The sequence below is a fragment of the Bradyrhizobium sp. CCBAU 51745 genome (assembly GCF_028128715.1).
GTDB lineage: Bacteria > Pseudomonadota > Alphaproteobacteria > Rhizobiales > Xanthobacteraceae > Bradyrhizobium > Bradyrhizobium manausense.
Genome location: NZ_LBJP01000084.1, coordinates 14,167 through 39,844 on the forward strand (window position 1 = coordinate 14,167; position 25,678 = coordinate 39,844).

At 66.0% G+C, this 25,678-nt stretch carries 18 protein-coding genes; 14 read left to right on the forward strand and 4 right to left on the reverse strand.

The window, feature by feature from the left end; all coding sequences use genetic code 11:
• Positions 1–133 precede the first annotated feature (133 nt).
• Positions 134–622, forward strand: coding sequence for an iron response transcriptional regulator IrrA (gene irrA / locus XH98_RS24625; RefSeq protein WP_057752350.1), 489 nt, complete (start codon positions 134–136; stop codon positions 620–622).
• Between the two features lie 175 nt (positions 623–797).
• On the opposite strand, the gene XH98_RS24630 is transcribed toward irrA, so the two are convergent.
• The gene (locus tag XH98_RS24630; RefSeq protein WP_057752347.1) at positions 798–1,328 is read right to left on the reverse strand and encodes an SH3 domain-containing protein; all 531 of its coding nucleotides are present in this window, start codon (positions 1,326–1,328) and stop codon (positions 798–800) included.
• A gap of 314 nt (positions 1,329–1,642) precedes the next feature.
• On the opposite strand from XH98_RS24630, the gene XH98_RS24635 reads away from it, so the two are divergent.
• Positions 1,643–2,644 (forward strand): 2-hydroxyacid dehydrogenase, encoded by a 1,002-nt coding sequence (locus tag XH98_RS24635; protein ID WP_057752344.1) that lies wholly within the window; start codon positions 1,643–1,645, stop codon positions 2,642–2,644.
• A 19-nt stretch (positions 2,645–2,663) separates the two neighbouring features.
• Here the strand turns inward: XH98_RS24635 and XH98_RS24640 are convergent, their stop codons facing one another.
• Positions 2,664–3,467, reverse strand: coding sequence for a HesA/MoeB/ThiF family protein (locus XH98_RS24640; RefSeq protein ID WP_057752341.1), 804 nt, complete (start codon positions 3,465–3,467; stop codon positions 2,664–2,666).
• A 91-nt stretch (positions 3,468–3,558) separates the two neighbouring features.
• On the opposite strand from XH98_RS24640, the gene XH98_RS24645 reads away from it, so the two are divergent.
• Positions 3,559–4,920: a serine protease gene (locus XH98_RS24645; RefSeq protein WP_271620187.1), complete on the forward strand. Its 1,362-nt coding sequence runs from the start codon at positions 3,559–3,561 to the stop codon at positions 4,918–4,920.
• 3 nt (positions 4,921–4,923) lie between these two features.
• Here the strand turns inward: XH98_RS24645 and ggt are convergent, their stop codons facing one another.
• Entirely contained in the window at positions 4,924–6,603 is a 1,680-nt protein-coding gene (gene ggt / locus XH98_RS24650; RefSeq protein ID WP_271620188.1) for a gamma-glutamyltransferase, read from the reverse strand.
• A gap of 242 nt (positions 6,604–6,845) precedes the next feature.
• On the opposite strand from ggt, the gene XH98_RS24655 reads away from it, so the two are divergent.
• Positions 6,846–7,586 (forward strand): ParA family protein, encoded by a 741-nt coding sequence (locus XH98_RS24655; protein ID WP_271620189.1) that lies wholly within the window; start codon positions 6,846–6,848, stop codon positions 7,584–7,586.
• A 386-nt stretch (positions 7,587–7,972) separates the two neighbouring features.
• On the opposite strand, the gene mutM is transcribed toward XH98_RS24655, so the two are convergent.
• Complete coding sequence (gene mutM / locus XH98_RS24660) at positions 7,973–8,854, reverse strand: bifunctional DNA-formamidopyrimidine glycosylase/DNA-(apurinic or apyrimidinic site) lyase (protein ID WP_271620190.1); 882 nt, start codon at positions 8,852–8,854, stop codon at positions 7,973–7,975.
• An 81-nt stretch (positions 8,855–8,935) separates the two neighbouring features.
• Between mutM and ubiE the strand changes: the two genes are divergently transcribed.
• The 10 genes from ubiE to addA all read left to right on the forward strand — a co-directional run bounded on the left by ubiE (position 8,936) and on the right by addA (position 25,618).
• Positions 8,936–9,697: a bifunctional demethylmenaquinone methyltransferase/2-methoxy-6-polyprenyl-1,4-benzoquinol methylase UbiE gene (gene ubiE / locus XH98_RS24665; RefSeq protein ID WP_271600321.1), complete on the forward strand. Its 762-nt coding sequence runs from the start codon at positions 8,936–8,938 to the stop codon at positions 9,695–9,697.
• Entirely contained in the window at positions 9,694–11,268 is a 1,575-nt protein-coding gene (ubiB, locus tag XH98_RS24670) for a 2-polyprenylphenol 6-hydroxylase (RefSeq protein WP_271620191.1), read from the forward strand. The genes ubiE and ubiB overlap by 4 nt, the downstream gene beginning before the upstream one ends.
• Before the next feature lie 70 nt (positions 11,269–11,338).
• Positions 11,339–12,793, forward strand: coding sequence for a bifunctional phosphopantothenoylcysteine decarboxylase/phosphopantothenate--cysteine ligase CoaBC (coaBC, locus tag XH98_RS24675; RefSeq protein WP_271620192.1), 1,455 nt, complete (start codon positions 11,339–11,341; stop codon positions 12,791–12,793).
• Positions 12,790–13,248 (forward strand): dUTP diphosphatase, encoded by a 459-nt coding sequence (dut, locus tag XH98_RS24680; RefSeq protein WP_271600318.1) that lies wholly within the window; start codon positions 12,790–12,792, stop codon positions 13,246–13,248. The genes coaBC and dut overlap by 4 nt, the downstream gene beginning before the upstream one ends.
• A 221-nt stretch (positions 13,249–13,469) precedes the next feature.
• Positions 13,470–15,974: a PAS domain-containing sensor histidine kinase gene (locus tag XH98_RS24685; protein WP_271600317.1), complete on the forward strand. Its 2,505-nt coding sequence runs from the start codon at positions 13,470–13,472 to the stop codon at positions 15,972–15,974.
• Positions 15,971–17,503: a tRNA (adenosine(37)-N6)-threonylcarbamoyltransferase complex ATPase subunit type 1 TsaE gene (tsaE, locus tag XH98_RS24690; protein WP_271620193.1), complete on the forward strand. Its 1,533-nt coding sequence runs from the start codon at positions 15,971–15,973 to the stop codon at positions 17,501–17,503. Before XH98_RS24685 ends, tsaE begins: the two co-directional genes overlap by 4 nt.
• Positions 17,504–17,593: 90 nt before the next feature.
• Positions 17,594–17,911 carry a PilZ domain-containing protein gene (locus tag XH98_RS24695; RefSeq protein ID WP_271620194.1) on the forward strand — a complete coding sequence of 106 codons (318 nt, stop codon included), beginning with the start codon at positions 17,594–17,596 and terminating at the stop codon, positions 17,909–17,911.
• Between the two features lie 122 nt (positions 17,912–18,033).
• A complete protein-coding gene (locus tag XH98_RS24700) occupies positions 18,034–18,756 on the forward strand; it encodes a nucleotidyltransferase family protein (protein ID WP_271620195.1) in 723 nt (240 codons plus the stop codon).
• Positions 18,757–18,971: 215 nt separating this feature from the next.
• Positions 18,972–22,115 carry a double-strand break repair protein AddB gene (gene addB, locus XH98_RS24705; protein ID WP_271620196.1) on the forward strand — a complete coding sequence of 1,048 codons (3,144 nt, stop codon included), beginning with the start codon at positions 18,972–18,974 and terminating at the stop codon, positions 22,113–22,115.
• Complete coding sequence (gene addA / locus XH98_RS24710) at positions 22,109–25,618, forward strand: double-strand break repair helicase AddA (protein WP_271620197.1); 3,510 nt, start codon at positions 22,109–22,111, stop codon at positions 25,616–25,618. Before addB ends, addA begins: the two co-directional genes overlap by 7 nt.
• Positions 25,619–25,678: the final 60 nt, after the last annotated feature.

Sequence of the window (25,678 nt, forward strand, 5' to 3'; positions counted from 1 at the left end):
GAAGGTAAAATGACGGAGCTTCGGGCCGGTTCCTCGCTGATTAGAACCAGTCTAGTTGCGAGAAACTTGCATCTGCATCTATCTGTCCATATATTGCAGACAGATAGTGTTCACGCGTGCCCGAATTCTGGAAATGAGCGAAAATAACGCGATCCGTCACGACGAAGATGCCCATGCGGCCCTTCTGTCCGGCCGCCAGCCGGCCCTGACCGGCTGCCCCTGGCACGACGTCAACGAAATGCTCCAATCTGCCGGTCTGCGCCCGACGCGTCAGCGTATGGCGCTCGGCTGGCTGCTGTTCGGCAAGGGCGCGCGCCATCTCACGGCTGAAATGCTCTATGAGGAAGCGACGCTAGCCAAGGTTCCGGTCTCGCTCGCGACCGTCTACAACACGCTGAACCAGCTGACCGATGCCGGCCTGCTGCGCCAGGTCAGTGTCGACGGCACCAAGACCTATTTCGACACCAACGTCACCACCCACCACCATTACTACCTCGAGAACAGCCACGAGCTGGTCGATATCGAGGATCCGCATCTGGCGCTGTCCAAGATGCCGGAGGTGCCGGAGGGCTACGAGATCGCGCGCATCGACATGGTCGTGCGCCTGCGCAAGAAGCGCTGAAGCGGTCTTCAACTGCCAGTTAGATCGTCATGGCCGGGCTTGTCCCGGCCATTTCCTTTCAGCTCGTCATTCCGGGGCGGTGCACAGCACCGAACTATGGTGCGCACTTGCGCACCTGAGAATCTCGAGATCCCGGGTCTGGCGCTTCGCGCCATCCCGGGATGACGCCTTCGGGTCAATTCACCTGCTCGTCGGCATAGACGCCCCAGAGGCGCTCCTGCTGGATCCAGCCGTCAAAGCCGTTGCCGGTGACGTGGCACCAGCTGGTGGTGCATTTTTTCACTGTCGCCACGACGCCGGCCTGGAGCTTTGCGGCCACCGCGCTGTCGGGATCGGCGCGGTCATAGATCGGCGCGAGCTCGTCCTTGTTCTTCATGGTGACCACCGCAGTGCGGCGTCCCGACAGCAGGGAGTGATAGACCCAGCCCTCGGCGCCTTCGGAATCGCGCACCCGGCGCCAGTTCTCGAACTCGGCGGTGATTTCGACCGGCAGACCGGCACGGGTGTAGACCCAGGCCACATCATTGTCCTTGGTCGGGCCGGCGCGGACGTTGACGTGATCCGATTTGAGACTGACGTAGCGCGGCACCGGCAGGCCGCTGGCGGTCTGGGGCGTGGTGTCCTTGGCCGAGTGCGAGGGGCCGACCGAGGCGCTCCACCAGGTGCAAACGAGCGCCATCACCGAACAAAAACGCCCCAACGCCATCAACCGTCTCCTGTCGAAGACCCGGCTGAACCGGGTCCTCACCCCAAATTCCAAAACCCGCCGCGCAACGCCCCTCTCCCGCCCCACGCGGGTGTTCCCGAAGCCAACTTGTCTTGGCCCGGCCTTCTGCTAGAGAGGACGGACGCTTGAACAACCAGTTTGCCCCGATTTTCCGGCCGGAAATCTCGGGAAAGCTTGAAGGAAACGCCGGGGACGACACGGCAAAGCCAGTGTCGAACAACCGGGTTAATGAGGCCTCAACAGCCGGCCTTTGGCGGACAAAGGCGGCCTGCAACGCCTCATGAGGGCAGGACATGTCGGTGAAGAAAAAGCCCCTCGTCGTCGTGACGCGCAAGCTGCCGGACTCGATCGAGACCCGGATGCGCGAACTGTTCGACGCACGCATCAATCTCGACGACACGCCGATGTCGGCCGAGCGGCTCGCCGAAGCCGCGCGCACCGCCGACATCTTGGTTCCAACGGTCACCGATCACATCAGCGCCGACATCGTCAACCAGCCCGACTGCAAGCTGAAGCTGATCGCCAATTTCGGCAACGGCGTCGACAATATCGATGTCGAGGCCGCCCATGCCCGCGGCATCACTGTGACGAACACGCCGAAGGTGCTGACCGAAGACACCGCCGACATGACCATGGCGCTGATCCTGGCCGTGCCGCGCCGGATGATCGAAGGCGCCTCGGTGCTGACGGAAGGAAAGCCCTGGGCCGGCTGGTCGCCGACCTGGATGCTGGGCCACCGCATCGGCGGCAAGCGCCTCGGCATCATCGGCATGGGCCGCATCGGCCAAGCGGTCGCGCGCCGGGCCCGCGCCTTCGGCCTCCAGATCCACTATCACAACCGCCGTCCCGTCGCGCCGAAGATCGCCGAAGAGCTTGGCGCGACCTATTGGGAGAGCCTCGACCAGATGCTGGCGCGGATGGACATCATCTCGGTGAATTGTCCGCATACGCCGGCGACCTATCATCTGTTGTCGGCGCGACGGCTGAAGCTGATCCGCAAGGACGCCTACATCGTCAACACCGCGCGCGGCGAAGTCACCGACGAAGACACGCTGATCAAGCTGATCGAAGGCGGCGAGATCGGCGGCGCCGCTCTCGACGTCTATGAGCACGAGCCCGCAGTCAATCCGAAGCTGGTGCGGCTTGCGAAGGCCGGCAAGGTGATACTGATGCCACATATGGGCTCGGCCACGATCGAAGGCCGGGTCGAGATGGGCGAGAAGGTGATCATCAACATCCGCACCTTCCTCGACGCCCACAAGCCGCCGGATCGCGTGCTGCCGAGCATGCTGTAAGGCTTGAAACTGATCGCCCTCACTCGCGGTGCACGCTGAGATCCTCGAACACGGGCCCATCGCCGTTGAGCGGATTGGCGGGATCGCGGGCGTAGCGCAGCGTCTCGAAGCGCATCGCGCGCGCATCGATCATCAGAAGGCGGCCGACGAGGCCCTCGCCGAAACCGACGATCTCGCGGATCGCCTCCAGCGCCATCATCGAGCCCATCACGCCCGCAAGCGCGCCCATGACGCCGGCCTCGGCGCAGGCCGGCACGGTGCCGGGCGGCGGCGGTTCCGGAAACAGGCAGCGATAGGTCGGATTGAATTCGCCCTGCTCGTTGGTCTCATGCGCGCGGATGGTGGTGAGCGAGCCATCGAAGGTACCGAGCGCCGCCGTGATCAGCGGCCGCTTGGCGAAGAAGCAGGCGTCTGAGGCCAGATAGCGCGTCGAGAAATTGTCGGACCCGTCGAGCACGAGATCGTAATCGCCGATCAGCGAGAGCGCATTGTCGGCATTGAGCCAGGTGGCGTGGCCGACGAAGCGAACATGCGGATTGAGTTCGGCGATCCGCTCAGCCGCGCTCTCGACCTTGTGCCGGCCGATGTCGGGCGTGGTGTGGATGACCTGGCGCTGGAGATTTGACAGCGACACCACGTCGTCATCGACCACGCCGAGCGTGCCGACGCCGGCGGCGGCCAGATACATCAGCGCAGGCGCGCCGAGCCCGCCGGCGCCGATCACCAGCACGGAGGCCCGCTTCAGCGCGGCCTGGCCGGGACCGCCGACATCGCGCAGCACGATATGGCGGGCATAGCGTTCGAGTTCGTCCGGGCTCAGCACCGTCTCTTACTCCTGAACCAGCCCAACATTGTTCGCGACCAACGAGATGTGCTTCAATGGCTGCGCGTTCAATGGGCTGGCTGGATTTGTCATGAGATCGATGCTTGCGGCAACACTGATGTTGGCGTCCGCCACAGGCGCCGGCGCCCAGATGACAACGCCCCCGATCCCCGGCACCAAGCCGAAGTTGGTCCAGACCGTTCCGATCAAGCCGCCCGCCCTGCAAACACCGTCGGAAACAGCCGACGCGATGGCGCAGGCCGAGCGGCTGGCGCTCCAGTCCGACCTTGCCTGGGTCGGGCAATATAACGGCGCCATCACCGGCGACGTCAGCTCGCGCATGGTCGATGCCATCAAGGAGTACCAGAAGGCCAAGGGCGGCAAGCCGACCGGCGTGCTCAATCCGCAGGAGCGCGCCGCGCTGGCCGAGACCGCCCGGCGCAAGCAAGACAGCGTCGGCTGGAAGATCGTGACGGAGATGACCAGCGGCGCGCGGCTCGGCATTCCCTCCAAGCTGGTGCCCAATCAGGCGACCGACGCCAATGGCTCGAAATGGAGCTCGCCGACCGGCACGGTGCAGGTGCTGCTGAACCGCCGCAAGGAGGCGAATCCGACCACCGCAAAACTTGCTGAAACCGAGAAGAAGGAGCCGGCCGGGCGTAAGGTCGACTACACCGTGGTGAAGCCGGACTTCTTCGTGCTTTCAGGGTTGCAGGGCCTGAAGAAGTTTTACGTGCGCGGCACGTTCAAGGGCGACGAGGTCCGCATCATGACGATCCTGTATGACCAAGCGATGGAGAACACGGTCGAGCCGGTCGTGATCGCGATGTCGAGCGCGTTCAATGCGTTTCCGTCGGGGCCGCAAGCCGGGCCGCCGCCGCGCAAGACCGTCGAGTACGGCACGGGTATCGTCGTCAGCGACGGCGGCGCGATTCTGGCGGACCGTCTCGTCACCGACGCCTGCCTTGCCATTACGATCGGCGGCTATGGCAGTGCCGACCGCCTCGCCGAGGACAAGGAGCACGATCTCGCGCTGCTGCACATCTATGGCGCGCGCGGATTGAAGCCGCTCAGCCTGACCGGCGGCGTGGCGAAGACGAGTGTCGACGTCGTCGGCATCGCCGATCCGCAGAGCCAGGGCGGCGCGACCGGCGTGTCGAGCGTCAAGGGCGCGCTGACGCCGATGACCAGCAGCGACTCCGCGCTGTCGCCTCCGCCCGCGGTCGGCTTCTCCGGCGGCGCGGCCATCGACGGCGAGGGCAAGTTCCTCGGTGTTGCCTTGTTGAAGCCAGCGATGGTTGCGGGTCCCGCGACCTCAATGCCGACGTCTCAAGCGGTGATGGTCTCTGCGGAGACGGTGCGCGATTTCCTGAAGGCGAACGCCGTCACGGCGAACGGCACGTCGACCGATGCGAAAGCCGCCGTCGTGCGCGTGATCTGCGTACGGAAATAGCGCTCAACTCAGCCTGAACCTGATCCCCGCCTTCGCGAGCCCGCCGGAGATCCCGATCGGGGTGCCGTCGGCGCGCCAGCAAGCGGCGCCGGTCATGGTGCCGTCGTCGTGGAAGGCGATGCCGTTCATGCCGCCGGCGACGGTTGCGACCGGCTGGACCTTGTGACCAAGCGAGGTGAGTTTCGCGCGCACGGTCTCCGGCACGGCGTGCTCAACCTCGAGCGCGTTACCTTCGGTCCAGACCCGCGGCGCTTCGACCGCTTCCTGCAAGCTCATGCCGTGGTCGATCAGGTTGACCAGCGCCTGCATCGCGCTCGGAAAGATGCGTTTGCCGCCGGGCAGGCCGAGCGCATAGCGCAGCTTGCCGTCACGCAGCGCCATCATCGGCGACATCGAGGTCGTCACGCGCTTGCCCGGCGCAAGCGACAGGGCATGGCCCGGCCGCGGATCGAACAGGTTCATGTAGTTGTTGGCGATGGCCCCCAGACCCGGGATCATGATCTTGGCGCCGAACAGATTGTTGATGGTCTGCGTGGTCGCGACGACATTGCCAAAGCTGTCCGCCGCCGTCATGTGGGTGGTGTGCGCGCTTTCGAGCTGGGTCACGCCGGCGCCAAAGGCCTGCGCGCGCGCCGGATCGATGGTGCGACGGCGCTCCTCGGCATAGGCCTTCGAGGTCAGCTTCTCCACGGGCACGCCGACATAATCAGGATCGCCGCTGGCCGCGGCGCGATCGGCGAAGGCGATCTTGAGAACCTCGGCGAGGTAGTGAATCGTCTCCGACGTGCCGAAGCCGAGGCGGCCGATGTCGTAACCTTCAAGAATATTCAGCATCTGCGCGATGTGCACGCCGGAGGCCGCGGGCGGCGGCGGGCCCAAAATGGTCCAGCCGCGATAGTCGGCGCGGATCGGCTGCCGCTCGACGGTTTTGTAATTGGTGAGATCGTTGCGGCGGATGAAGCCGCCTGATTTCTCCATGTAGTCGACGAGGATGTCGCCGAGCGGTCCCTCGTAAAGAGCCTTCTCGCCGTGATCGGCGATGGTGCGGAGCGTCTCGGCATATTCTGATTGCACCACGCGCTCGCCGACCTTGAGCGGCTCACCACCGGGCAAATAGATCGCCGCGATCGGCTTGTCCTTGCGCATCGTGGCCGCGCTCTCGCTGATGCATTCATGCAAATATGGCGTGACTGCATAGCCGCGCGCGGCATGCTTGATCGCGGGCTGAAGGACGTCGGCAAGCGACATGGTGCCGAACCGTTGCAGCGTCTCGCACCAGGCTTTCAGCGAGCCTGGCGTCGCGACCGCCTTTGGACCGTTGAGGTTCTCATTGCCGACGGTGTCGAACACGTCGTGGGCCGAGCCCGGCTTCGACGTGTAGGTGGTGTCGTGCACCGAAGCGGGCACGGTGCTCTGTCCATCGATGACGCGGTGGCTGCCGTCGGCGAGACGGATATGCGCCATGCCGCCGCCGATGATGCCGACCATCATCGGCTCGACCACGGTCAGCGTGAACAGCGTGGCGATGGCAGCATCGACAGCGTTGCCGCCGGCGGCCAGCATCTCGGCTCCGGCGCTGGACGCCAGCGGGTGGTTGCTCACAACCATGCCGCGGCTCGAGACCGCCGGCATCTTCTGGCATTCAAAGCTCGTTGCCGTCCGGTCACGCCAATTTCCGCCCATGCCTGATGTCCTTCTTGTTCGCGATACCGAGCACATCACACGCAGGATTACGGGTCCAGTAATGGTACGGATTAGCTGGCATTCCTGATTCTGCCATCATCGCTACCGTTGATTCGGACATCCGCGGTCCCCTTTGGATCGGGCAGGGCACGTCCTGAGCGAGAAGAGCTCAGCATCGCAAACGATGCACGTTCGCGTGGCGCTATCCCAAGACCCAGGCATTCCAAAGGATTCAACTCTCCATGCACACGATCGTACTCGCCACCCAAAAGGGTGGCAGTGGCAAGAGCACCCTCGCCATCGGCCTCGCGCTGGCTGCCAAGCAGGCCGGCTTCACCGTCCGCCTGATCGAGACCGACCCGCAGGGCACCGTCTCCAACTGGTCGCGCCGCCGCAACAACGACGATGTCGTGGTCGAGCCGATCTATCACGCCGCCGATTTCGCGCCGCGACTGAAGATGCTGGCCGACAGCGGTCTCCAGCTCGCGATCGTCGACACCGCAGCCGGCCTGTCCGCCGCGACCACCGCCGCGATTCGCTACTCCGACCTCTGCCTGATCCCGGCCCGCCCGAGCGTCGCCGACATCGAGGCGACCGTCTCCACCGTTAGCGTCGCCCGCGCCTGGAAGCGGCCCTACAGCTTCGTCTTGAACCAGACGCCGATCCGCGGCCAGCGCATCGACAACGCGGCCAACACGCTCGCCGAGGAAGCCGCGCTCGATCTCGCTGACGTGCTCGCCCGTCCGCTGATCGTGATGCGCAACGACCACCAGGACTCGCTCGCCTCGGGCCTCGCCGTCAGCGAGTTCGCGCCGAGCGGCAAGTCGACCGAAGAGGTCCGCGGCCTCTGGCGCTGGATCGAGACCCGCCTCGAGCTCTCCGCCGGCAATCTCCTGATTGATCAGGTCCTGTCGGCGGTCCACGAAGTGCTGCATGCAGCCAGCGAGCTGTCTGCGGGCGAGACCACAGTTCTGGCGTCCTGAGCGGGGCCATCGCTCAGGGCGCTAGCGGGTCGCCATCCGGTGAATGAGCCCAAGCGACGAAGCAATCCGGCCACCAGCCCGGCCGGATTTCTTCGCGCGTTTTTGGCGAGGGCGAATGTGTCCTCGAACCAAAATCTCGAAAACAACCCCATGCACAGTAGAACCGCGTTCAGCCGCGTTGCCGCGGCGACGGCGTGCAGACGTTTGACTTGTCAGGCAAAACGGCTGTTCGCAAGATACGGCGCTCTATCCCCGTCATTGCGAGCGCAGCGAAGCAATCCAGGATCTTTCCGCGCAGGGATTCTGGATTGCTTCGCTGCGCTCGCAATGACGTGGTTGGTTTGCCGTCCTGCAAAGGGCTAACAGTCTTCCCCCGCTGCGCCCCCTCACTTCTGACATTTCGGACACCAGAAGGTCGAGCGGCCGTTCTGGGTGAAGCGCCTGATCGTGCCGCCGCAGCGCGGCGTGGTGCATGTCTCGCCTTCGCGGTCATAAACCTTGAAGGAGTGCTGGAAATAGCCGAGCTCGCCCGAGGTCTGGCGATGATCGCGCAGTGACGAGCCGCCGGCCTTGATGGCGTCGTTCAGCACGGTGTGGATCGCAGCGACCAGGCGCTTGGCGTGATCCGTCGGCTCACCCTTTTTGGTCGACAGCGTCGCGGCGATCCGGCGCGGCGACAGATGCGCGCGGTGCAGCGCTTCGCAGACATAGATGTTGCCGAGCCCTGCCACCACGCGCTGGTCGAGCAACGCGGCCTTCAGGCTGGTGGTCTTGTCCTGGCAGGCGCGCGCCAGCATCGCGGCGTCGAACTCGTTGCCGAGCGGCTCGGGGCCGAGGCCGCGCAGCAGCGGCTCGTCCTCGAGCGCATGGCGCGCGATCACTTTCATGTAACCGAAGCGCCTGGGATCGTTGAAGATGATGTCGGCGCCCGAGGACATCCGAAACAGCACGTGATCATGCGCGGAGTCCTTGCCCTTGGGATAGTGAAACTCGCCTGATACAGCCTCGTTGTCGGGCTTGATGACGCGGAATGAGCCCGACATGCCCAGATGCATCAACAGCACGTCGCCGGAGCCGAGATCGGCCATGAGATATTTTGCACGGCGCCCGAGCCCCGTGACGGTCTGTCCCTGCAGCCGGGCCACGAAATCAGGCTGGAACGGAAAGCGCAAATCCGGCCGGCGGGCCTCCGCGACGACGATTTTCGCACCCTCCATGACGGGCTGAAGGCCGCGGCGGACGGTCTCGACTTCGGGCAATTCAGGCATGGTCAGGCATTCACCTTATGGAGGCGGTGTGATAGCGCCATTGCGGCGGGCGGGCTATGGTCCGCTCCACGGAGTAGAGTAATGGATCGGCCGGGCGAAACCACGCATTTTGGCTTCAAAGACGTTCCCCTGGGGGACAAGCAGACGCTGGTGAACGATGTGTTTCACAGCGTGGCGTCGCGCTATGACTTGATGAACGATTTGATGTCCGGTGGCCTGCACCGGGTCTGGAAGGACATCATGATCAACACGCTCGACCCGCCCCGCGGCGACCGGCCGTTCGCGTTGCTCGACGTGGCCGGCGGCACCGGCGACATCTCGTTCCGGGCTGCCAAGGCGGCGGGCCCCGGCTTCCACGCCACGGTCTGCGACATCAATTCCGACATGCTCGCCGTGGGCCGCGAGCGTGCGGCCAAGCGCCATCTCGAGGGCCAGGTCGATTTCGTCGAGGGCAATGCCGAAGCGCTCTCCTTCGCCGACCGCAGCTTTGACGCATATACGATCGCTTTCGGGATCCGCAACGTGCCGCAAATCGACAAGGCGCTGCGCGAGGCCTATCGCGTGCTGAGGCCCGGCAGCCGCTTCCTGTGCCTGGAATTCTCCACCGTCGAGGTGCCCGGTCTCGACAAGCTCTACGATCTGTTCTCGTTCAAGGTGATCCCGCCGCTCGGACGCATGGTCACTGGCGATGCCGAGTCCTACCAGTATCTGGTCGAATCGATCCGCAAGTTTCCGAAGCCTGCCGCCTTCGCCGACATGATCCGCGAGGCCGGCTTTTCCCGCGTGAGCTGGCAGACCCTGACCGGCGGCATCGTCGCACTGCATTCGGGCTGGCGTTTGTGATCTCTGCCATCACCCACATCACGCGCCTGATCCGCGCCGCGTTCGTGTTTGCGCGCGAGGGCGTGTTCGGCGCCGTCGACCCGAGCCTGGTGCCTCCGCCCGGACAGCTTGCGCTGAAGCTGGCGCGCCTTGTCGAACGCGGCGGCGCCAAGCAGGGGCCGCGGATCTCGCGCGCACTGACACGAATGGGCCCGGCCTATCTCAAGCTCGGCCAATTCCTGGCGACGCGCCCCGACGTCGTCGGCTTCAACATGGCGCGCGACCTCGAAAGCCTGCAGGACCGCCTGCCGCCGTTTTCGCAAGCCGAAGCGGAAGCCGCGATCGCGACCTCGCTGGAACGGCCGCTGAAGGATATTTTCGTCACCTTCGGCCCGCCGGTGGCGGCCGCCTCGATCGCGCAGGTGCATCGCGGCGAGGTGATGCGCGACGGCATTCGCAAGCCTGTCGCAGTCAAGGTGCTCAGGCCGAACGTGGCGGCGCGCTTCCGCCGCGACCTCTCCGATTTCTTCTACGTCGCGCACAAGGCCGAAGCCTATTCGGCGGAGGCACGGCGCCTGCGCCTGGTCGAAGTCATCAACACCATGTCGCGCTCGGTCGCGATGGAGATGGACCTGCGGCTGGAAGCGGCTGCGCTGTCGGAGATGGCGGAGAATACGGAAGGAGATCCTGATTTCCGCGTGCCCGCCGTCGACTGGGATCGCACCACGCACAACGTGCTGACGATGGAGTGGATCGACGGCATCGCGTTGAACGATCGCAAGCGCCTCGCAGAGGCGCAGGTCGACCTGCCCGATCTCGGCCGCAAGGTGATCCAGAGTTTTCTGCGCCACGCGCTGCGCGACGGCTTCTTCCACGCCGACATGCATCCGGGCAATCTGTTCCTCGATGACGCCGGCCGTCTCGTCGCGGTCGATTTCGGCATCATGGGCCGGCTCGGCATGAAGGAGCGGCGCTTCCTGGCCGAGATCCTGCTCGGCTTCATCACCCGCGATTATCGCCGCGTCGCCGAAGTGCATTTCGAGGCCGGCTACGTGCCCTCGCATCATTCGGTCGAGAATTTTGCGCAGGCCATCCGCGCCATCGGCGAGCCGATCCACAACCGCACTGCCGAGGAAATCTCGATGGCGCGGCTGTTGACGCTGCTGCTGGAGGTTACCGGCCTGTTCGACATGACGACGCGGCCCGAGCTGATTCTGCTGCAGAAGACCATGGTCGTGGTCGAGGGCGTGGCGCGCGGCTTCGATCCCAGGCTCGACATCTGGAAGGTCGCCGACCCCGTGGTGCGCGAATGGATCGAGCGCAATCTCGGACCTCTCGGCCGTGTGCAGGGCGCGCTGGCCGGCGGCGGCGACCTCGCCAAGGTGCTGATGCGCCTGCCTGATATCGCCCAGCGCTCGGTCGCGGTGCTGGAGCAGCTCGAGACCATGACCCGGGAAGGGCTCCATCTGTCACCGGAGAGCATCGCGGCCATGGGCCGCAGCGAGGGCCGCAAGAACCGCTGGCGCACCGTGGCGGTCTGGATCATCGCCGTGACCTTCATCGGCATCCTGATCGCCGTCCGGAATCTGTGACGCCGAAAGCTTGATTGCACTGCAATCACGTAGGTGATAGCATCGCTATCATTCCGTGCTGGAGGGCGTCATGGCAAGCCTGACCATCCGTAAGCTCGACGACACCGTCAAAGCCTATTTGCGGCTGCGCTCGGCCAGGAACCACCGCTCGGTCGAGGAGGAGGTCCGGGTCATCCTGCGGGAGCTGATCGAGGGCCGCGAGGAGGCGCTGACGCCGTTCTCGGCGCCGCCCGAGGCATCCCCGGCGCCCCAGCGCTCCAGTGCCGTCCCTGAGGCCAGCGTTACCCTGATCATCGGCGGCGGCATCGCGGCCTACAAGTCGCTCGACCTGATCCGCCGGCTGAAGGAGCGGCGCATCGAGGTCCGCTGCGTGCTGACCAAGGCCGCCGAGCAATTCGTCACCCCGCTCTCGGTGAGCGCCCTCTCCCATGAGCGCGTCTATACCGATCTGTTCGATCCCCAGAGCGAGTTCGACGCCGGCCATATCCGCCTCGCCCGCGACTGCGATCTGATCGTGGTGGCGCCTGCTACCGCCGACCTGATGGCAAAGATGGCGAACGGCCATGCCGACGATCTTGCCAGCGCCATCCTGCTCGCGACCTCCAGAAAGATCCTGCTGGCGCCAGCGATGAATCCACTGATGTGGAGCAACGCCGCGACCCGCCGCAACGTCGCGCAGCTGCAGCGTGACGGCGTGCTGCTGATCGGCCCCAATTCCGGCGAGATGGCGGAAGCTGGTGAAGCCGGAATGGGGCGCATGTCCGAGGCGATCGAGATCGCCAATGCCGCCGAGAAGCTGCTGCGGCCGCCGGTGCCGCGGCCGCTCGCCGGCAAGCGCGTGCTGATCACGGCGGGCCCCACGCATGAGCCGATCGATCCGGTGCGCTATATTGCCAATCGCTCTTCCGGCAAGCAGGGATTTGCCATCGCCGCCGCGGCGCAGGCCGCGGGCGCCGAGGTGGTCCTGGTGAGCGGTCCGGTCGATCTCGACGATCCCGCCGGCGTCACCGTCAAGCATGTGGAATCGGCGCGGCAGATGCTGGAGCAGGTGCAGGCGGCGCTTCCTGCCGACATTGCGATCTTCGCCGCCGCCGTCGCCGACTGGCGCGTTGCCGTCGAAGGCGAGCAGAAGCTGAAGAAGACTTCGACCGGCATGCCGCCGCTGCAGCTGGTCGAGAACCCCGACATCCTCGCCACCATCTCGAAACTGACCGACAAGCGCCCGCCGCTGGTGATCGGCTTCGCCGCCGAGACCGAGCATCTCATCGACAACGCGAAGTCAAAACTCGCGCGCAAGGGCTGCGACTGGATCGTCGCCAACGACGTCTCGCCTTCATCAGGCGTGATGGGCGGCGACCGCAACACCGTGCACCTGATCAGCAAGAATGCTGCTGATAACGGCGAGATCACAGTTGATTCCTGGCCTGTCATGACCAAGGAACAGGTCGCTATCGAACTGGTCGCGCATATCGTCAAAAGCGTGACCGACAAATCCGCCGACAAATCACTGGAGCCGGCATCTTGAGCAGCAAAGTCACGGTCGAACTGCAGCGCCTGCCCCACGCGGACGGCCTGCCGCTGCCGGCCTACCAGAGCGCGGAGGCCGCCGGCCTCGATCTGATGGCGGCGGTGCCGGAGGGCGAGCCGATGACGCTCGCGCCGGGCCAATATGCGCTGGTGCCGACGGGCCTTGCGATTGCCCTGCCGCCTGGGCATGAGGCGCAGGTGCGGCCGCGCTCCGGCCTTGCGGCCAAGCACGGCGTCACCGTGCTGAATTCGCCCGGCACTGTCGATGCCGACTATCGCGGCGAGATCAAGGTGATCCTGATCAACCACGGCCAGGCACCATTCGTGATCAAGCGCGGCGAGCGCATCGCACAGATGGTGATCGCGCCGGTGGTGCAGGCCGCGCTGGTTCCGGTTGCGACGCTGTCGCCGACCGATCGCGGCGCCGGCGGGTTTGGCTCGACGGGGCGGTAGTCGGGGCAACAATCTCATCTGGTCGCTAACACACGACAACTCCAGCCGAATCACCCGCAGAATTACGTGAGGCTGGAACTCCGCAGCCGGCATTTTTTTGGGGCCGCGTTTGCGTTCACGGTCTGGACTCTTACCGGTGGAGTCGCGGTGGGGGTATTGTCGTTTGATTCGCGCGCGACGGGGGTCGCCGCGAGGTCAATTCGTGCGGTCTTGGGGCAACTATGTCAGGCGTGATCGTGTCGATGCGTCGGACGCTGCTGTCGTGCTCCTCCTTGGTGCGCAACAGCCTATTCGGAGGCGCTCTCGCAGCGCTGCTGCCGGCTGAGCCGGCTGATGCCGCCGACCTTGTCGACACACTCTCGATATTGCTGGATTTCAACCGGCAGGAGCTTGCGGTGCTGGCCACCGCGCTGGCTCTGCTCGGCTTCTCGGTCGTGGCCGCGATCCTCTTGATGCGGACCCGCGTGCGCACCGCCAAGAACGAGGCGGCGCTGCTTGAACGGATCCGGGAACTTCAGTTGCAGACCGACCGCTTCGGCGCGCTGCTGTTCGCCGAGCCGCAGATCCTGATCTCGTGGCCGGCCGGCGATGATCGCGCGCAGATCTCGGGCGACATCTCCATGGTGCTGCCGCGCGATTCGTCGCCGCAGCGCGTGCTCGCCTTTGGAACCTGGCTGCCGCCGGACCCGGCGCTGCAAATGGATCACGCCGTCGACGGCTTGCGCGAACGCGGCGACGGCTTCCAGCTGACGCTGACCACCGCCAACGGCCGTACGCTGGAAGCGATCGGCCGCGCCATCGGCGGCCAGGCCATCGTCCGGATTCGCGAGCTCTCCGGCCTGCGGCGCGATCTCGCCGAGACCCATCTGCGCTACCAGGCGCTCTCGGACGAGACCGAGATGCTGCGCGGCTTCGCCGCCGCCGCGCCATGGCCGATCTGGGCCAAGGGCGAGAACGGCGCGTTGACCTTCGCCAACCCGGCCTATGTGCGCGCGACGGAAGCGACCAGCATCGCGGACGCCCAGGACCGCAAGCTCGAGCTGCTCGACAGCGCCGACCGCACCGCCATGGAGCGCAGCCTGAAGGACAGCGCCCAGTTCACCTCGCGGCTGCCGATCGTGATCGGCGGCGAGCGGCGCATGTACGACGTGCGCTCCGTCAATGTCGGCCAAGGCAGTGTCGGTGTCGCGATCGATGCGAGCGAAGCCGATGCCTTGAGCGCCGCGCTGGTGCGGATGGCGGAGGCGCATCGCCGCACGCTCGACCAGCTCTCGTCAGGCGTCGCCGTGTTCGACGGCCAGCGGCGCCTTGCCTTCTACAACGATTCCTACCGGCGGCTGTGGGACCTCGACCGCAATTTCCTCGACGCCCACCCAGACGATTCCAGCGTCCTCGACCAGCTCCGCGCCGCGCGCAAATTGCAGGAGCAGCCTGACTTCCGCGCCTGGAAGGCCAAGCTGCACGAGGCCTATCGCGCGGTCGAGACCGCGAAGGACACCTGGTACCTGCCCGACGGCCGCGCGCTCTCGGTCGTCACCACGCCGAACCCCGAAGGCGGCGTCACCTACCTCTTCGACGACGTCACCGAAAGCCTCGAGCTCGCCCGCCGCTTCGACGGCATGATCCGGGTGCAGCGCGAGACGCTGGACAGCCTCGCCGAGGGCGTCGCCGTGTTCGGCAGCAACGGCAAGGCGCAGCTGTTCAATCCGGCTTTCCTGCGGATGTGGAAGCTCTCGAACGATGCCATGCGCGAGGAGCCGCATATCCAGACCGTCGAGGGCTGGTGCCATCAGCTGTTCGACGACCCCGTGGTGTGGCGGCAGATCCGCGAGGCCATCACCTCGATCGAGAACCGTGGCGATGTGCCGATCAAGCTGGAGCGCAAGGACGGCAGCGTGCTCGACGGCATGATCCGTCCGCTGCATGACGGCGCCACCATGCTGACCTTCCTCGACATCACCGACACCGAGAATGTCGAGCGCGCACTGCGCGAGCGCAACGAGGCGCTGGAGGCCGCCGACCAGATGAAGGTGGATTTCGTCCACCACGTCTCCTACGAGCTGCGCTCACCGCTCACCACCATCATCGGCTTCGCGCATTTCCTCAGCGATCCCTCGACCGGGCCGCTGACGCCGAAGCAGGCCGAATATCTCGACTACGTCACCAAATCGACCAATGCGCTGCTGGCGCTGACCAACAACATTCTCGATCTCGCCACCATCGACGCCGGCGCCATGAAGCTGGAGCTTGGCCCGGTCGACGTCAGCAAGACCATCGAGCTGGCCGCCGAGGGTATCCAGGACCGGCTCGCCACCGACCGCATCCGCCTCAAGGTCGAGATCGCGCCCGATGTCGGCAGCTTCATCGGCGACGAGAAGCGCGTGGTGCAGGTGCTCTATAACCTCCTCGCCAACGCCGTCGGCTTCTCGCCGCAGGATTCCACCGTCGGGATCAGCGCGCGACGCACCGAGCGCAGCGTCGTCTTCATTGTGACAGATTCCGGACCTGGAATACCCGCTGACATGAAGGACAGGGTGTTCAACTGGTTCGAAAGCCGCTCGCAGGGCTCGCGTCATCGCGGCGCCGGGCTCGGCCTGTCGCTGGTGCGCTCCTTCGTCGAGCTGCATGGCGGCAAGGTGCAGGTGGATTCGGCCGTCGGCAAGGGCACGGTCGTCACTTGCGACTTCCCGACCGACCAGGCGGCGCATCGCGACGCCGCCGAATGAGCGAACCCGCCAAACTCTCCGTCGCGCTCCACAACGAGACGGCGACCGCGCAATTGATGGCCGACCTCGCGCTGCTGGTCGGACCCGGCGACACCATCACGCTGACAGGCGATCTCGGCGCCGGCAAGACGGCCGCGGCCCGCGGCCTGATCCGTTACCTCGCCGCCGACGACGAGCTGGAAGTGCCGAGCCCGACCTTCACGCTGGTGCAGGGCTACGAGCTGCCGGCCTTTGCCGTGATGCATGCCGACCTCTACCGCGTCGAGGACGAGAGCGAGCTCGAGGAGATCGGGCTGTCGCCGCTCCCCGATGCGACGCTGGTGCTGATCGAATGGCCCGAGCGTGCGCCAGCGGCGATGCCTGAAGACCGCATCGACATCGCGCTGACGCATCGCCCGGCGCTGGGCTCGAATGCGCGCGCCGCCGACATCACCGGCTATGGCAAGAGCGCAGCCATTGTTGCGCGACTGAAGACGCTGCGCGAATTCCTCGACGCCTCAGGCTATCTTGCCGCGACGCGCAAGCGCATGCCGGGCGACGCCTCGACCCGCTCCTATGCGCGCCTGATCCGCGACGATCGCGCCGTCATCCTGATGAACTCCCCGCAGCGCCCCGATGGTGCCGCGATCTACAATGGAAAATCCTACAGCGCCGCGGTGCATCTGGCCGAGAACATCAAGCCGTTCGTCGCCATCGACGAAGGCCTGCGCGCGGCAGGTATCTCGGCGCCGAAAATCCACCATTGCAATCTCGAGCACGGCTTTCTGATCTCGGAGGATTTCGGCAGCGAAGGCGTGATCGAAGGCAATCCGCCGCGGCCGATTGCCGAACGCTATGAAGCCGCGACCGATGTGCTGGCCGTGCTCCACAGCAAGAGGATGCCGGAGACGCTGCCGCTGGATGGGCAGACTTATACCATTCCCGCCTGGGACAGCGAGGCGCTGCTGATCGAGATCGGCTTGATGCCGGAATGGTATCTGCCCGATCGCAACGCGCCGCTGAGCCGTGAGAAGCGCGCGGAATTCTTTGCGATGTGGCGCGAGCTCCTGAAGAAGCCGCTGGCCGCGCCAAAGACCTGGATCATCCGCGACTACCACTCGCCCAATCTGATCTGGCTGGCGGACCGTGCCGGCATGGCGCGCGTCGGCGTGATCGACTTCCAGGATACCGTGCTCGGGCCGCACGCCTATGACGTGGTGTCGCTGCTGCAGGACGCCCGCATCGATGTGCCCGAGAGCCTCGAGCTGACGCTGCTGTCGCGCTACATCAAGGCGCGCCGCAAGGATGATGCGAGCTTCGATGCGGCCAGCTTTGCCGAGCTCTACGCGATCATGTCGGCGCAACGCAACACGCGCCTGCTCGGCACCTTCGCCCGCCTCAACCGCCGCGACGGCAAGCCGCATTATCTGCGCCACCAGCCGCGGATCTGGACCTATCTGCAGCGCTCGCTGGCGCATCCCGCGCTGGAGCATCTGCGCGACTGGTATCTCGCCAACGTCCCGCCGCCGCAACGGCCGCCTGAAGCCTGAGCCGGAACCGGTTTACCGGCTGTTAGCCATCACACCGGTATCATCGCCCCGCGGGCAGCCGGACAAATACGGGGCTGGAGCTTGAGGCAGATGGCGGTCAAGGCGGATCATCGCGGGAACAACAGAGTTGTTTTCGAACGCGGGATTTCGGCCCAGATGATGGGCATTGACGGCACCTGGCGGCGTGAATGCACCATGGAGGACGTCTCCGACAGCGGTGCCAAGCTGACCATCGACGGCTCGGTCGAAGGCCTGCATCTGAAGGAATTCTTTCTGCTGCTGTCGTCGACGGGACTTGCGTACCGGCGCTGCGAACTGGCCTGGGTGAATGGCGACCAGATCGGCGTCAATTTCCTGAAAGTCGGCGACAAGAGGAAAAAGGCGCGTTCCACAGCCGTCGGGACGTGACGGCAACACACGTCGCACAACCGTCACGGCGGCCGGCTAAGGCCGTTGAGATGCGGTGCGGCCGTGTCAGGTCCGTGCTAGGTTTGCTGCAAACGCGAATTTGAGGTTCGAGAAAGTCAGGCATGTCCGTCAAACCGACCAAAGCCATGGTGCTCGCCGCGGGGTTCGGCCTGCGTATGCGTCCACTGACGGACACGATGCCAAAGCCGATGGTGCCGGTGGCCGGCCAGCCGCTGCTCGACCACGTGCTCGACAAGCTTGCCCAGGCCGGCGTCACCGACGCCGTCGTCAACGTGCACTATCTGCCCGACCAGATCATCGAGCATACCAGAGCGCGCCAGCATCCGCGCGTGACCATCTCGGACGAGCGCGACCAGGTGCTCGGCACCGGCGGCGGCGTGGTCAAGGCGCTGCCGTTGCTCGGCGATGCGCCGTTCTTCCACGTCAATTCCGACACGCTGTGGATCGACGGCGTGCGCTCCAATTTGACGCGGCTCGCGGAAAACTTCGACCCGGCAAGCATGGACATCCTGCTGCTGATGGCGCCGACCGCAACCAGCATCGGCTATAGCGGCCGCGGCGATTACGGCATGCTGCCCGACGGCGCCTTACGCAAGCGCAAGGAAAAAGAGATCGTCCCGTTCGTCTATGCGGGCGCGGCGATCCTGTCGCCGAAGATCTTCGAAGGCGCGCCGCAGGGCGAGTTCTCGCTGACAAAGATGTTCGACCGCGCCAATGAGCAGGAGCGCCTGTTCGGCCTGCGCCTCGACGGCGTCTGGATGCATGTCGGCACGCCCGATGCGGTGTACGCCGCGGAAGAGGCGTTTCTGGAGAGCGTGGCGTAGGGGCCACTCCAGGCACGGTGCGGTAGGGTGGGCAAAGGCGCCCTTGCGCCATGCCCACCATCTCTCTCGATTGCGAGAATACGTGGGCACGCTCCGCTTTGCCCACCCTACGAGACCTGTTCCTGGTGCACGAACAGCGGGGACGATTTCGCCCCCACCCATGACCATTCGAGTCCGCCTCTCTATATTGCCTGATCGTTCGAATCAGGCAGCTCATGCGCGTTTTCAGCGTTCCCCTCTCAGTTCCGTTCCTGCGCACCATCGTCTCTGCCCTGCTCGACGGCCGGCTGGTCGAGGGATTCGAGGCGCGCCAGGAACCGGCGCGGCTGGCGGACGCCACGCTCTACCTGCCGACGCGGCGCGCCATGCGCGTGGTCCGCGAGATCTTTCTCGACGAGATGAAGGCCGACGCCGTGGTGCTGCCGCGGATCGTCGCGCTCGGCGACATCGACGAGGACGAGCTCGCTTTCGCTGACGAAGCCGAACAGTTTTCCGGCACGACGCCGCTCGAGATTCCGCCGCGGCTCGGCGAGCTCGAGCGGCGGCTGACCCTGGCGCAGCTGGTCGCCGCCTGGGCCAGGGGCCCGGTGCTGGCACCGCTGGTGGTCGGCGGCCCAGCCTCGACGCTGGCGCTGGCCGGCGACCTCGCGCGGCTGATCGACGACATGGTGACGCGCGGCGTCGACTGGAGTACGCTCGACGGGCTCGTGCCTGACATGCTCGATCGCTACTGGCAGCATTCGCTCGATTTCCTGCGCATCGCACGCATCGCCTGGCCGCAACATCTCGCCGAGATCAACCGCATCGAGCCCGCCGCGCGGCGCGATCTCTTGATCGCGGCCGAAGCCAAGCGGCTGACCGCGCATCCCCGTGGTCCCGTGATCGCAGCAGGCTCGACCGGCTCGATGCCGGCCACCGCGAAATTCCTCCATGCGGTCGCTTCGCTGCCCCATGGCGCCGTCGTGCTGCCGGGGCTCGACACCGATCTCGATGAGGAAGCCTGGCGCAGCATCGGCGGCAGCAGGGACCTGCTGGGCATCACCGAGACTCCCACCTCGAACCATCCGCAATATGCGATGCATGCGCTGCTCCAGCGCTTCGGCATCAAGCGCAGCGATGTCGAGATCCTGCAGCCGCCGGCGAAAAGCGGCCGTGACTTGCTCGCATCGGAATCGATGCGGCCATCTGCCAAGACGGAGGTCTGGCATGATCGGCTGAAGCAGCCTGACGTCGCCGCGAAGATCGCTGGCGGCATGAAGAACCTCGCCGTCGTCGCGGCGCCCAATCCGGAGATGGAAGCGCTTGCCATTGCGATTGCGATGCGCGAGGCGCGGCATCTCGGCAAATCGGCGGCACTGGTGACGCCGGATCGCGCGCTGGCGCGGCGGGTGATGGCGGCGCTGACGCGTTGGGATCTCGCCTTCGATGATTCCGGCGGCGACGTGCTGATGGAGACCGCAGCCGGCGTCTTCGCGCGCCTTGTGGCGGAGGCCGCGACGAGGGGATTGGAGCCGTCGACGCTGCTGGCGATGCTGAAACACCCGCTGTGCCGGCTCGGCCGCGCAACCGGCGCTTGGAAGGCGGCGATCGAGGGGCTGGAGCTTGCAGTTTTGCGCGGCACGCGCCCGCCGGCGGGCACGGGTGGCCTGCTGCGCGAGTTCAACCGCTTTCGCGACGAGCTGGCAAAGCTCTGGCGCCATGACGTCTCCGCGCTGCACGCCTCCGAGCCGCGCGCGCGTCTCAAGGCGGAAGATCTCGATCGCATCCAGGCGCTGATCGACACGCTCCGACAAGCGTTGGCGCCGATCGATAGCCTCGCATCATCAAAGCCGTTCGACTTCGCCGAGCTGGCGCATCGCCATCGCGAGATCCTGATCGAGCTGTCGCGCGACGAGCAAGGCGTTCCGCTCGCGTTCGAGGAGCGCGAGGGCCTTGCGCTCGCCAGTGCATTCGACGATCTCCTGCGCGGCGGCACCACCAGCGGATTGATGGTGACGCTGCCTGATTATGCCGATGTGTTCCAGACCGCGTTCAGCGATCGCGCGGTGCGACGGCGCGACAAGCCCGGCGCGCGCCTGCAGATCTACGGCCCGCTGGAATCGCGCCTGATGCAGGCCGACCGCATCATCATCGGCGGCTTGATCGAAGGCGTCTGGCCGCCGGCGCCGCGGATCGATCCCTGGCTGAGCCGGCCGATGCGGCACGAGCTCGGTCTCGATCTGCCGGAGCGGCGTATCGGCCTCTCCGCGCATGACTTCGCGCAGCTGCTCGGCGGCGACGAGGTAATCCTCACCCATTCCGCCAAAGCCGGCGGCGCGCCGGCGGTCGCCTCGCGCTTCCTGCACCGGCTGGAGGCGGTCGCGGGCGACGAGCTCTGGAAGGCGGCGGTTCGCGCCGGCGAAAAATACGTGCAGTTCGCGGGCGCGCTGGACCAGCCCGCCGAGGTCAGGCCGGTCAAGCAGCCCGAGCCGCGGCCGCCGCGCGCGACGCGGCCGCTGAAGATGTCGGTCACCGCGATCGAGGACTGGCTGCGCGATCCCTACACGATCTACGCCAAATACATCCTGAAGCTCGACACGCTCGATCCCGTCGACATGCCGCTGTCGGCAGCTGATCGCGGCTCGGCCATTCACGATGCAATCGGCGAGTTCACCGAGACTTACGCCAGGCATCTGCCCGACGATCCCGCCCGCGTGTTGCGCGCGATCGGTGAGAAGCATTTCGCCCCGCTGATGGAGCGGCCCGAGGCGCGCGCGCTGTGGTGGCCGCGCTTCCAGCGCATCGCGCAATGGTTCGGCGAATGGGAGACGGCGCGGCGCGATGCGATCGAGACGCTCACCGCGGAAACCCGCGGCGAGATCTCGATCCGGCTCGATCATCAGCGCAGCTTCATTCTCTCCGCCCGCGCCGACCGCATCGAGCGGCGCCGGGGCGGTGGCTACGCCATCCTCGATTACAAGACCGGTCAGCCACCGACCGGCAAGCAGGTCCGCATGGGCCTGTCGCCACAGCTGACCCTGGAAGCCGCCATCCTGCGCGAGGGCGGTTTCCCCGACATCGACGCCGGCGCATCGGTGAGCCAGCTCGTCTATGTCCGCCTCAGCGGCAACAACCCGCCGGGCGAGGAGCGCATCCTCGAGCTCAAATACAAGCCGGGCGACGAGCCACAGCCGCCGGACACCGCGGCCGCGGAAGCGCGCGCCAAGCTGGAAGCGCTGATCCGCGCCTTCGACGACGAGAGCCAGCCTTACACCTCGCTGAACCTGCCGATGTGGACCAACCGCTACGGCGCCTATGACGATCTCGCCCGGATCAAGGAATGGTCCGCGGCCGGCGGCCTGGGGATCGAGGAATGGTGAAGGCCCCCCGTCCCATTCCCGACGAGGTACGCGCGCGGCAGCAACGCGCGTCCGACCCGACCGCGTCGGCTTTCGTGTCGGCCAATGCCGGCTCGGGCAAGACACATGTGCTGGTGCAGCGCGTGATCCGCCTTTTGCTGTCGGGCGTGCCGCCGGAAAAGATCCTCTGCATCACCTTCACCAAGGCCGCCGCCGCCAATATGGCCGAGCGCGTGTTCACCACGCTGGGACATTGGGTGACGCTCGACGATGCCGGGCTCGACGCTGCGATCCGCGCCATCGGCATCCCGCATCCCGGCGCAAAGCTGCGGCGCGAGGCACGAAAGCTGTTTGCCTGCGCGCTGGAGACGCCGGGCGGATTGAAGGTGCAGACCATCCACGCGCTCTGCACTCGCCTGCTCCAGCAATTTCCGTTCGAGGCCAACGTGCCGGCGCGATTCGCCGTGATGGATGACCGCGACCAGAACGACATGATGGAGCGCGCCAATCTGAAGGTGCTCCTGGAGGCCGCGCGCGATCCTGACAGCGTCACCGGCCGCGCGCTGCTGACCGCGATGGCGAGCGCCGCCGACGTCACCTTCAAAGAGGTCGTCCGCGAGGCGTGCCTGAGCCGCGACCATTTCATGGCCTGGACCGATGGGGCCGGCAACGCTGAAGCCGCCGCTGCGCAGATGACGGCCGTATTGGGCGTGGATGCGAGCGATCGCATCGAGGATGTCGAGAATGAGATTCTCGACGGACCATACCTGCCGCGCTCCCGTTGGGACGACATTGCGTTTGCGCTGGAGGACGGCAGCAAATCGGACAACGACCAGGCAAGCCGGCTCCGCGAGGCCAAGGCGTTTTCAGGCGCGGCGCAGGTCGACGCCTATCTCTGTGTCTTCCTCACCGACGAAAAACTCCCGCGCAAGGCGGTCCTGACCAAGAAGTTTGGCGAGCACAATCCATCCGTCGCGCGGCTGTTCGAGAATGAAGCAGTCCGCCTGAACGGATTGATCGAGAAGCGCCGCGCGATCACCATGCGCGACCGCACCGCGGCTCTGCTGCATATCGCAACCGCAGCCGCCGCGAACTACCGCCGCGAGAAGCAGGAACGTGGCCTGCTCGACTATGACGACCTCATCGACAAGACGCTGGCGATGCTCGACCGCATCTCCTCGGGCTGGGTGCATTACAAGCTCGACCGCGGCGTCGACCATGTGCTGATCGACGAGGCGCAGGATACCAGCCCGCGGCAATGGGACATCGTCGCGCACATCATCTCGGAATTCACGGCCGGCGAAGGCGCGCGCGAGGGGTTGAACCGCACGGTCTTCGCCGTCGGCGACGAGAAGCAGTCGATCTTCTCGTTCCAGGGCGCAGCCCCGCACGAGTTCGACGCGCGCCGGCGCGAGCTGCACCGCAAATTCACCGCGGCCGGGCTGAAATTCGATCCCGTGGCTTTCACCTATTCGTTCCGCTCGGGCGCCGCTATCCTGCATTCGGTCGACCACGTCTTCCGCGATCCCCAGATCTACAAGAGCATCCATTCGGTCGAGATCGGCCATCCCCTGCACAATGCGCTCGCCGATGCCGGCCCGAGCGTGATCGAGCTCTGGGATCTCGCCGAAGCCGATGACCGGCAGGAGATCGAGGGATGGCGCGCGCCGTTCGATGGCGTCGCGGTGACCAGTCCCGAGGTCAAGCTCGCCCGGCGCATCCAGGCCGAGATCAAGCGGCTGGTCGAGAGCGGCACGCTGACGGGCCATGAAGGCGAGCGGCGTCCGCTGCGCTATGGCGACATGCTGATCCTGGTGCGCCGGCGCGGCAATGCGTTCGACGCGGTGATCCAGGCGCTGAAGCACGCCGGCGTCCCCGTCGCCGGCGCCGACCGGCTCAAGCTGACCGAGCACATCGCCATCATCGATCTGATGAACCTTGCGGACGCGCTGCTGCTGCCGCAGGACGACCTTGCGCTGGCGGTGGCGCTCAAGAGCCCGCTGTTCGGTCTCGATGACGACGATCTGTTTCAGCTCGCCCATGACCGCAAGGGATCGCTGCGCCGCGCCCTCGGCGAGCATGCGGCTGGAAACGGGAAATTTGCGACCGTGTTGCGGCGCCTGGAAGCCTGCGAGATCCGGGCCCGCGAGGAAACGCCGTTTGCCTTCTATGCCTGGCTGCTCGGCGGCGACGGCGGCCGCGCGCGGATCCTGCGCCGGCTCGGTCACGAAGCCAATGACGCGCTCGACGAGTTTCTGGAGCTGGCGCTGAATTACGAGCGCAAGGCCCCTGCCTCGCTGCAGGGTTTTATGGCCTGGCTGCGCTCGGCCGACACCGAAGTGAAGCGCGACATGGAGATCACCCGCGACGAAGTCCGGGTGATGACGGTGCACGGCGCCAAGGGCCTCGAGGCCTCGGTCGTGTTCATGGTCGACACCACGTCGTCACCTGCGGACTCGCAGCGGGTGCGGCTCATCAACGTGCCGCGCGGCAATGGCGGCGAGGTCTTGGTCTGGGCTGGGCGCAAGGCGGACGATCCAAGACCTGTCGCCGAGGCGCGCAAGGCGATGCTGGAGGAGACCGAGGACGAATATCGCCGCCTGCTCTATGTCGCGATGACGCGCGCGGCCGACCGCCTGATTGTTGGCGGCTGCATGCCCGGCAACATGAGGACCGTCCGCAAGCTGAGCTGGTACGATCTGATCGACACCGGTCTGTCAGGCTCGGGCCTGGACAAGCAGACGATCGAGACGCCGCTCGGCAAGGTGACCCGCTTCGCCCGCCCAGAGGATGTGGCGCCGCTGGGCACGCCGGCGAACTCAGTCGATCAGACGATCACGCTGCCGGACTGGCTGCGGACGCCGGCGCCGCGCGAGATGATCGAGGACGATCCATTGCGCCCCTCCGGCCAGCAGGCCGAGGAAGGCCGCCGCGTGCGATCAGGCGAATCCGTGCAATCGCGCGCTCTGGCATTGCAGCGCGGCACGCTGGTGCACCGGCTGCTGCAATCCCTGCCCGATATCGCCACCGAGCGCCGGCGCGAGGCCGCGCTCGCTTTCATGGCGCGCAACGCCGCTGATTGGACCGAGGCCGATCGCGTCGCGCTGGCCGGCAAGGTGCTCGCCTTGATCGCCGAGCCGCGCTTTGCGCCGGTCTTTGCCGCCGGCAGCCGGGCGGAGGTCGCCATCGTCGGCAAGCTCGATCGGCCGGGCCGGCCGCCGGCGCTGGTATCGGGGCAGATCGACCGCCTGGTGGTGACGCCATCAGAGGTTTTGATCGTCGATTTCAAGACCAACCAGACGGCGCCCAGCAGCGCGGCCGAGGCGCCCGCCGCCTATGTCAGGCAGCTCGCGCTCTACCGGGCGGTGCTTTCCAGGCTTTATCCCCAGAAGCCCGTCCGCGCCGTGCTGCTCTGGACCGAGGCCCTTGAATATATGGAGATTTCAGCCCCCGCGCTGGACGCGGCGCTGGCATCCCTTCATCTCGGCGTGAGCGTCCTTGACCCGGCAAGGGGCCGTTCATAGGTTGGGACCATGATCTCCGGCGCGATTCCAGGTCGCGCCGATTCTCTTTCAACCGAGTGA

Excerpts from the sequence above, each read along its gene's own strand:
- irrA (WP_057752350.1), top strand. The coding sequence starts at position 134 with ATGAGCGAAAATAACGCGATCCGTCACGACGAAGATGCCCATGCGGCC.
- XH98_RS24630 (WP_057752347.1), bottom strand. The coding sequence starts at position 1,328 with ATGGCGTTGGGGCGTTTTTGTTCGGTGATGGCGCTCGTTTGCACCTGG.
- XH98_RS24635 (WP_057752344.1), top strand. The coding sequence starts at position 1,643 with ATGTCGGTGAAGAAAAAGCCCCTCGTCGTCGTGACGCGCAAGCTGCCG.
- XH98_RS24645 (WP_271620187.1), top strand. The coding sequence starts at position 3,559 with ATGAGATCGATGCTTGCGGCAACACTGATGTTGGCGTCCGCCACAGGC.
- ggt (WP_271620188.1), bottom strand. The coding sequence starts at position 6,603 with ATGGGCGGAAATTGGCGTGACCGGACGGCAACGAGCTTTGAATGCCAG.
- XH98_RS24655 (WP_271620189.1), top strand. The coding sequence starts at position 6,846 with ATGCACACGATCGTACTCGCCACCCAAAAGGGTGGCAGTGGCAAGAGC.
- mutM (WP_271620190.1), bottom strand. The coding sequence starts at position 8,854 with ATGCCTGAATTGCCCGAAGTCGAGACCGTCCGCCGCGGCCTTCAGCCC.
- ubiE (WP_271600321.1), top strand. The coding sequence starts at position 8,936 with ATGGATCGGCCGGGCGAAACCACGCATTTTGGCTTCAAAGACGTTCCC.
- coaBC (WP_271620192.1), top strand. The coding sequence starts at position 11,339 with ATGGCAAGCCTGACCATCCGTAAGCTCGACGACACCGTCAAAGCCTAT.
- XH98_RS24685 (WP_271600317.1), top strand. The coding sequence starts at position 13,470 with ATGTCAGGCGTGATCGTGTCGATGCGTCGGACGCTGCTGTCGTGCTCC.
- tsaE (WP_271620193.1), top strand. The coding sequence starts at position 15,971 with ATGAGCGAACCCGCCAAACTCTCCGTCGCGCTCCACAACGAGACGGCG.
- XH98_RS24695 (WP_271620194.1), top strand. The coding sequence starts at position 17,594 with ATGGCGGTCAAGGCGGATCATCGCGGGAACAACAGAGTTGTTTTCGAA.
- XH98_RS24700 (WP_271620195.1), top strand. The coding sequence starts at position 18,034 with ATGTCCGTCAAACCGACCAAAGCCATGGTGCTCGCCGCGGGGTTCGGC.
- addB (WP_271620196.1), top strand. The coding sequence starts at position 18,972 with ATGCGCGTTTTCAGCGTTCCCCTCTCAGTTCCGTTCCTGCGCACCATC.
- addA (WP_271620197.1), top strand. The coding sequence starts at position 22,109 with ATGGTGAAGGCCCCCCGTCCCATTCCCGACGAGGTACGCGCGCGGCAG.